The organism is Mesorhizobium sp. ArgA1 (assembly GCF_053714375.1).
Genome location: NZ_JBSKBQ010000061.1, coordinates 1 through 4986 on the forward strand (window position 1 = coordinate 1; position 4986 = coordinate 4986).

Here is a 4986-nt window from a genome sequence, read left to right on the forward strand (position 1 = left end):
GGCCGATCCCGACAGCGTCCGAAAGTGATTAGGCCGCCGCCGCTACCATTGACACGACACGCCTCATATGAGGGGGGATCTGAAACCCAGGCTCTCGGTCGCTCGCGTGGCGGGTTCGGCACCAAGCTTCATGCCGTCGTAGATGCACTCGGCCTGCCGGTCCGCTTTGAGATCGGCCCCGGTCAGCAAAACGACATGGCACCTGCCTGCGGTCTGATCGAAGGGATTGCGGCGGGCCAAGTGATCGCCGACCGCGCTTACGATGCCGATCGACTGCATGATGTGGTCCTCGACCAAGGCGGTGAACCGGTCATCCCGCCACGGCGCCATCGCAAATACCAACATAGCTACGACAAGATCGCCTACAAAAACCGCTGGGGCATCGAGGCTTTCTTCGCCAAGCTCAAACAGTGGCGGCGTATCGCAACCCGCTACGACAAAATCGCCGCCAACTTCCTCGGCTTCGTCAAGCTCGCTGCCATCATGCTCTGGCTCAATGATTAAATTGTCACTACAGCCTAGAGCGTTCGCCTGATCGGTTCGATTCCGACGCCGCGAGGCCCGCGGCGCTGATCCATGGCCATGACCGCGATGGATGCTCAGCTCTTTCAACACGGCTTCGATCCGGGCATCGCAGGCAGATGCCTTCTCGTGGTAGGCGTCGTAAAGCGCAAGTGCCTGCTCGAGCGCAAACAGATGCTCGGCGCGGTAGCTTCCGGTGAGAGCCTTCGCGATCGTCTCGGCGCTGGAGTGACAACTGTAATGGCGCAAGCACGCCAGCGCCTCAGGATCGCGCTCGCCGGCAAGGATCGCGCGTATGATACGCAGGCCGGTCGCGCCGGTGATGTCGGCGACCACGTGGTGGAGATGAAGATTCATCTCCGTCAAGGCCTTCTGCATATGCTGGATGTGTGAGGCCGCGTACTCCAGCAGACGCTCGCGCTGACGCACGTAGGCTCGCAGCTCGGCAATCTGCCCTTTGGGCCGAAAGCTGGCCCGCAGCAACCCGAATGAATGGAGCCGCTGCAGCCATTGCGCATCGCTGACATCGGTCTTGCGCCCCGGCACGTGCTTGGCATCGCGAGCGTTGACAAGAAACACGGTGAATCCCCGGGCATCGAGAAGCTCGAAAACCGGAATCCAGTAGACGCTGGTCGATTCCATGACGACGGTCTCGACGCCGCATTCAGTAAACCAGTCGACCAGCTGATGCAGATCGGCCGTGAAGGTACCGAAGCTGCGGACTGGTTCCGGTGCGCGATCTGCCCTCACGGCCGTCATTATGCATGGTGGCGCCAACGTCGATGGCAGCCGCGTTCGGGTGCACCATCGGCATCTTACCGCCATATCAATAACGCGCGCATCGACTTGGCCGCAAAGCTCGAGCAGCCTTTGCCAGTCCGGACCGTTGCGCGATAACCGAGAGGCCTCAAGGCACAATACTGCGCCGACATGACCGGTGCACAGATCGTCGACGAGTCGTTCGAAACCGGGGCGCTCGACGGCGCCGCTCGCGCTGCGTCCCAGATCCTCATCGATCACCTCGACATTGTGGAACCCCCAACGCCGCGCAAGGTCGACCAGCTCATATTGCCGGCGTTGACTCTCAAGGTTGGCATGAACCTGTTGGGCCGTCGACTGTCTGACGTAGACGACGGCCTTGCGCTTCAGGAGGGCCAAGGGAAGAAGATTACCGCCCGTCATCGGTCATCTCCTTCTCCGCGATGCCGGCAGCTGCCGTCAGCAGCTTGGCGAGGCTCGCGACCGCGCCTGCGCGCTGCGCTTTCGTCAGCCCGTCCAGGGCTCGGGAGTCGAGTGGCATGATCAATTGCCGCGGTGCTGGCAGCCGGCTTGGTGGGGGCAGTCTCTTCATCGATGACCTCCTGAGCGTTCGAACCGCTCGCAAGGCCATTACGAAATCCCCGATGGATCAAGAGGTGGTGAAGGTCAGTCAGCGCATCCACGGTCACCCGAGGGCTACCCAAGCTGAACGCTTCGCACACGTCGCGATCCAACATCCATGCGGGAACTACAATGACTTCGCCATGGCGCACGACAATGTGCGCGACTCTGCCGTTCGCCTGTTCCTCGATATACTCGCATCGGACGGTCCGCTCGAAATGGGGATGCCATCGATACCAAACGACAACCTCGCGCCCGACATGGGCAGAATGTCTGCGAGATGGTAATTCCTCTCAGCGCGCGCTCGGCCGCATTGCTTGTGAGACAAATCCGGCCATCTTCGAGGAAGCGGGTAAAACCATCCCAGCGCTTCAGCATGTAATCAATCGGCTCGACGACCTCGGACGATTTGCTGAGCGTGGCGCGCTCGCGTTTCAGCCACTCGTGCATGTCATCGAACAGCGGCTTGCTCTTTTCCTGCCGCGCGGTCAACCGCTCTGCGGCGCTCAATCCGTTGATCTCGCGCTCGATCTGCGGGCAAGGCCGAGCATCTTGGCTTGCCCGACGATGGGAAGGCGTGCTCGCGGTCGATCATCGTTTTGCGCTCAACAGGCCGGCTTTGCTGAGCGCGCCCTCTAAAAAACTGAGCGCGGCGCTGTGCGCCCCCTGTGGGATAGAAACGGATAACCGCTAGACTGCGGCCGGAAGGGAGCGGCCGATACGATTTTGGTGGCACATGACCCCGTCAAAAAACCTGGTCCATGGGCTGTTGCGCACTTGAGAGTGGTGACGCGTCCTTCGACTTCGATCTTTTGGGGTTCATCTGTAGTTCCTCCATTCCTCCTGCTAACTCCAGCGGAAGGGCTGGGCTGCCGCAATTCATTCAAATTCCTAAACGGGATCGCCGAGATGGCGTGATCCCGCCAAGCCGAACGACCGGTTGTTGCTCGGCATGAAGGGCAACATCAGCGAGTTCGAGCTTTCCGTCATTCGGGCGCGGATGTACGAAGCCGCGCGACAGAAGGCCCAGCGTGGCGAACTGCGGATAAGCGTGCCGATCGGCTACATCTGGCACCGCGATTACGGCCTGGGTTTCGACCCTGATATTCGGGTCCAGGAAGCCATCAGGCTTATATTCGCGCGGTTCCGCGAGATCGGCAGCGCCCGCCAGGTGCTGATCGCGCTCAATGCCGAAGGCATGCATTTTCCGCGCCCATCTGACGGCAAGATAATGGTCTCCTTCGACTGGGTTCCGATCCGCTATCGCAACGTCATCAGCGTATTGAAGAACCCCTTCTATGCAGGGGTCTATGTGTACGGCAAAACGCAGAAGCGGACCGAGATCGTCGATGGCCGCGTTCGCAAGAGCTACGGGCACCGTAAATCCTATGAGGATTGGGCGGTTATGCTCAGGGAGCATCATGAAGGCTATGTCAGCTGGGACGAGTATGAGCGGAATCAGAAGCTGCTCGCCGCCAACGCCTACGGCAAGGGCGGCGGTGTAAAGTCCGGTCGGGGCGGGAAGGCTCTCCTGGCCGGCATGCTCACCCCTGGTCATTGCGGCCGCCGCCTGTGCGTCGTTTATGTCGGCCGCCGCATCGGGTATCATATTTATCGTTGCGACCGTTCGAACCTCGCGCTGGCGCGACCCCGATGCATGAACCGCCAATGGCGGTCGAGCCGACGCCGCGATCTCGCAAGAGGTTTTGCGCGCCGTGGCACCCATGGCGATCGAAGCAGCATTGGAGGCGGAGCGGATGCATCTTGAAGGCGAAGCGCAGCGACGGCAGATGATCGAACTGGATTTGCAGCAGGCCCGCTACGAAGCCTCGCTTGCCGAACGGCGCTATGCGGCCTGCGATCCCGACAATAGGCTCATAGCTGCTCAGCTTGAGAAGAGCTGGGAGGCGACGCTTCGCCGTGTCGAAGCCTGCGAAGCCCGGCTCAACAATCGGCCAGTACGCGATGACGCCGCCACGCCGGATTTTGCCGGCCTGGCTCAGGATCTGAGGGCTGCATGGGACGCTCCCGATGTCGACATGCGTTTTCGGCAGCGGCTCCTGCGTGCACTGATCAAGGATATCGTCGTTACCGTGGACGATGATGCGAGACAGGTCGAACTCACTATACACTGGCAAGGCGGACAGCATTCCCAGGTTCACATTCGCAAGCCAAAGTCCGGCGAGCACACCAAAAGCACGCCCGAGGAGGCGATGGCCATCATCCGATCGATGGCGACGCGCTGGTCCGACGCAGATGTCGCCGCCACGCTCAACCGCATGGGGATGCGGACCGGTCAGGGAAAGACCTGGACAGGGCATCGCGTCAGCTCATTGCGCCGGGTGCACAAGATCGAGGGCTACCGGTCGGCCTGCAACACCGGCGGAGAATGGCTCATCATGTCGGAAGCCGCGACCAAATTCGGCGTCACCAACCATAAAATCCGGCGTGCCGTCGAAGCCGGGCTCTTGCCCACCGAGCAAATCATGCCCGGCGCCCCCCATCAAATCCGCGCAGCGGACCTCGAAAAGCCCGCCGTCAAAGCCGCGATCTCGCGTAAAGGCCCGTGTCGCGTCACCGACCAAACCCAGAAATCCCTGTTTTCCGCCATTTGAAGAGGAGCAGCATAATGAATCATGCATTGCCCTCGGGCGTCGAAACTGGACCTTCGCCGGTTCTCAGCGGCGAGCCGATCGAGCCGCCATCATGCTCTCCGTCATCACGACCTGTCGTCTCAACGACGTCGACCCGAAGGCTTGGCTCGCCGATGTGTTCGCCCGCATCGCCGATCTTCCTGTCTCTCGCCTGCACGAACTGCTCCCGTGGACGTGGAAAAAGCTGCGTGAGGCCAAAAAGGCCTCGGATCAGCACATCGCCTGAGCGACAGCCTCACCGTACATCAGCCAGGGCACCTCCTTGCGCGCCTACGACAGCGTGTCGGAGCGCGCGCGTCGATCGCCCGGTATCTCGCCTTTTATAATGGAGGGCGCCCGCACTCGAGCCTTGACCCGACTTGAACACCTGGACGAGAACACAAAAAGAACATAGCCAAGTAAGTCATTGATTTTTAGTGACCGTAGCTTG

Annotated in this window: 1 protein-coding gene and 5 pseudogenes; 3 read left to right on the forward strand and 3 right to left on the reverse strand. The window is 60.9% G+C overall.

From position 1 onward, the window contains the following. Nucleotides 1–69: 69 nt before the first annotated feature. Nucleotides 70–504: pseudogene (locus tag ACWGTI_RS32005) on the forward strand (IS5 family transposase); the annotation flags it as partial. 156 nt (nucleotides 505–660) lie between these two features. On the opposite strand, the pseudogene ACWGTI_RS32010 reads toward ACWGTI_RS32005, so the two are convergent. From ACWGTI_RS32010 to ACWGTI_RS32020, 3 genes and pseudogenes are all read right to left on the reverse strand, one after another. Continuing rightward, nucleotides 661–1704: pseudogene (locus tag ACWGTI_RS32010) on the reverse strand (IS110 family transposase); the annotation flags it as partial. Next, on the reverse strand, nucleotides 1691–1873 hold the full coding sequence (locus tag ACWGTI_RS32015; protein WP_454578806.1) for a hypothetical protein: 183 nt from the start codon (nucleotides 1871–1873) through the stop codon (nucleotides 1691–1693). The pseudogene ACWGTI_RS32010 and the gene ACWGTI_RS32015, both read right to left, overlap by 14 nt. Before the next feature lie 302 nt (nucleotides 1874–2175). Continuing rightward, nucleotides 2176–2436, reverse strand: a pseudogene (locus tag ACWGTI_RS32020) (IS66 family transposase); the annotation flags it as partial. 382 nt (nucleotides 2437–2818) lie between these two features. On the opposite strand from ACWGTI_RS32020, the pseudogene ACWGTI_RS32025 reads away from it, so the two are divergent. Together ACWGTI_RS32025 and ACWGTI_RS32030 are read left to right on the forward strand one after the other, a co-directional pair. Next, nucleotides 2819–4517: pseudogene (locus tag ACWGTI_RS32025) on the forward strand (recombinase family protein); the annotation flags it as partial. 25 nt (nucleotides 4518–4542) lie between these two features. Further along, nucleotides 4543–4782: pseudogene (locus tag ACWGTI_RS32030) on the forward strand (transposase domain-containing protein); the annotation flags it as partial. Between the last annotated feature and the right edge of the window lie 204 nt (nucleotides 4783–4986).

Coding starts and splice junctions, on each gene's coding strand:
- ACWGTI_RS32015 (WP_454578806.1), bottom strand. CDS start 1,873: ATGAAGAGACTGCCCCCACCAAGCCGGCTGCCAGCACCGCGGCAATTG.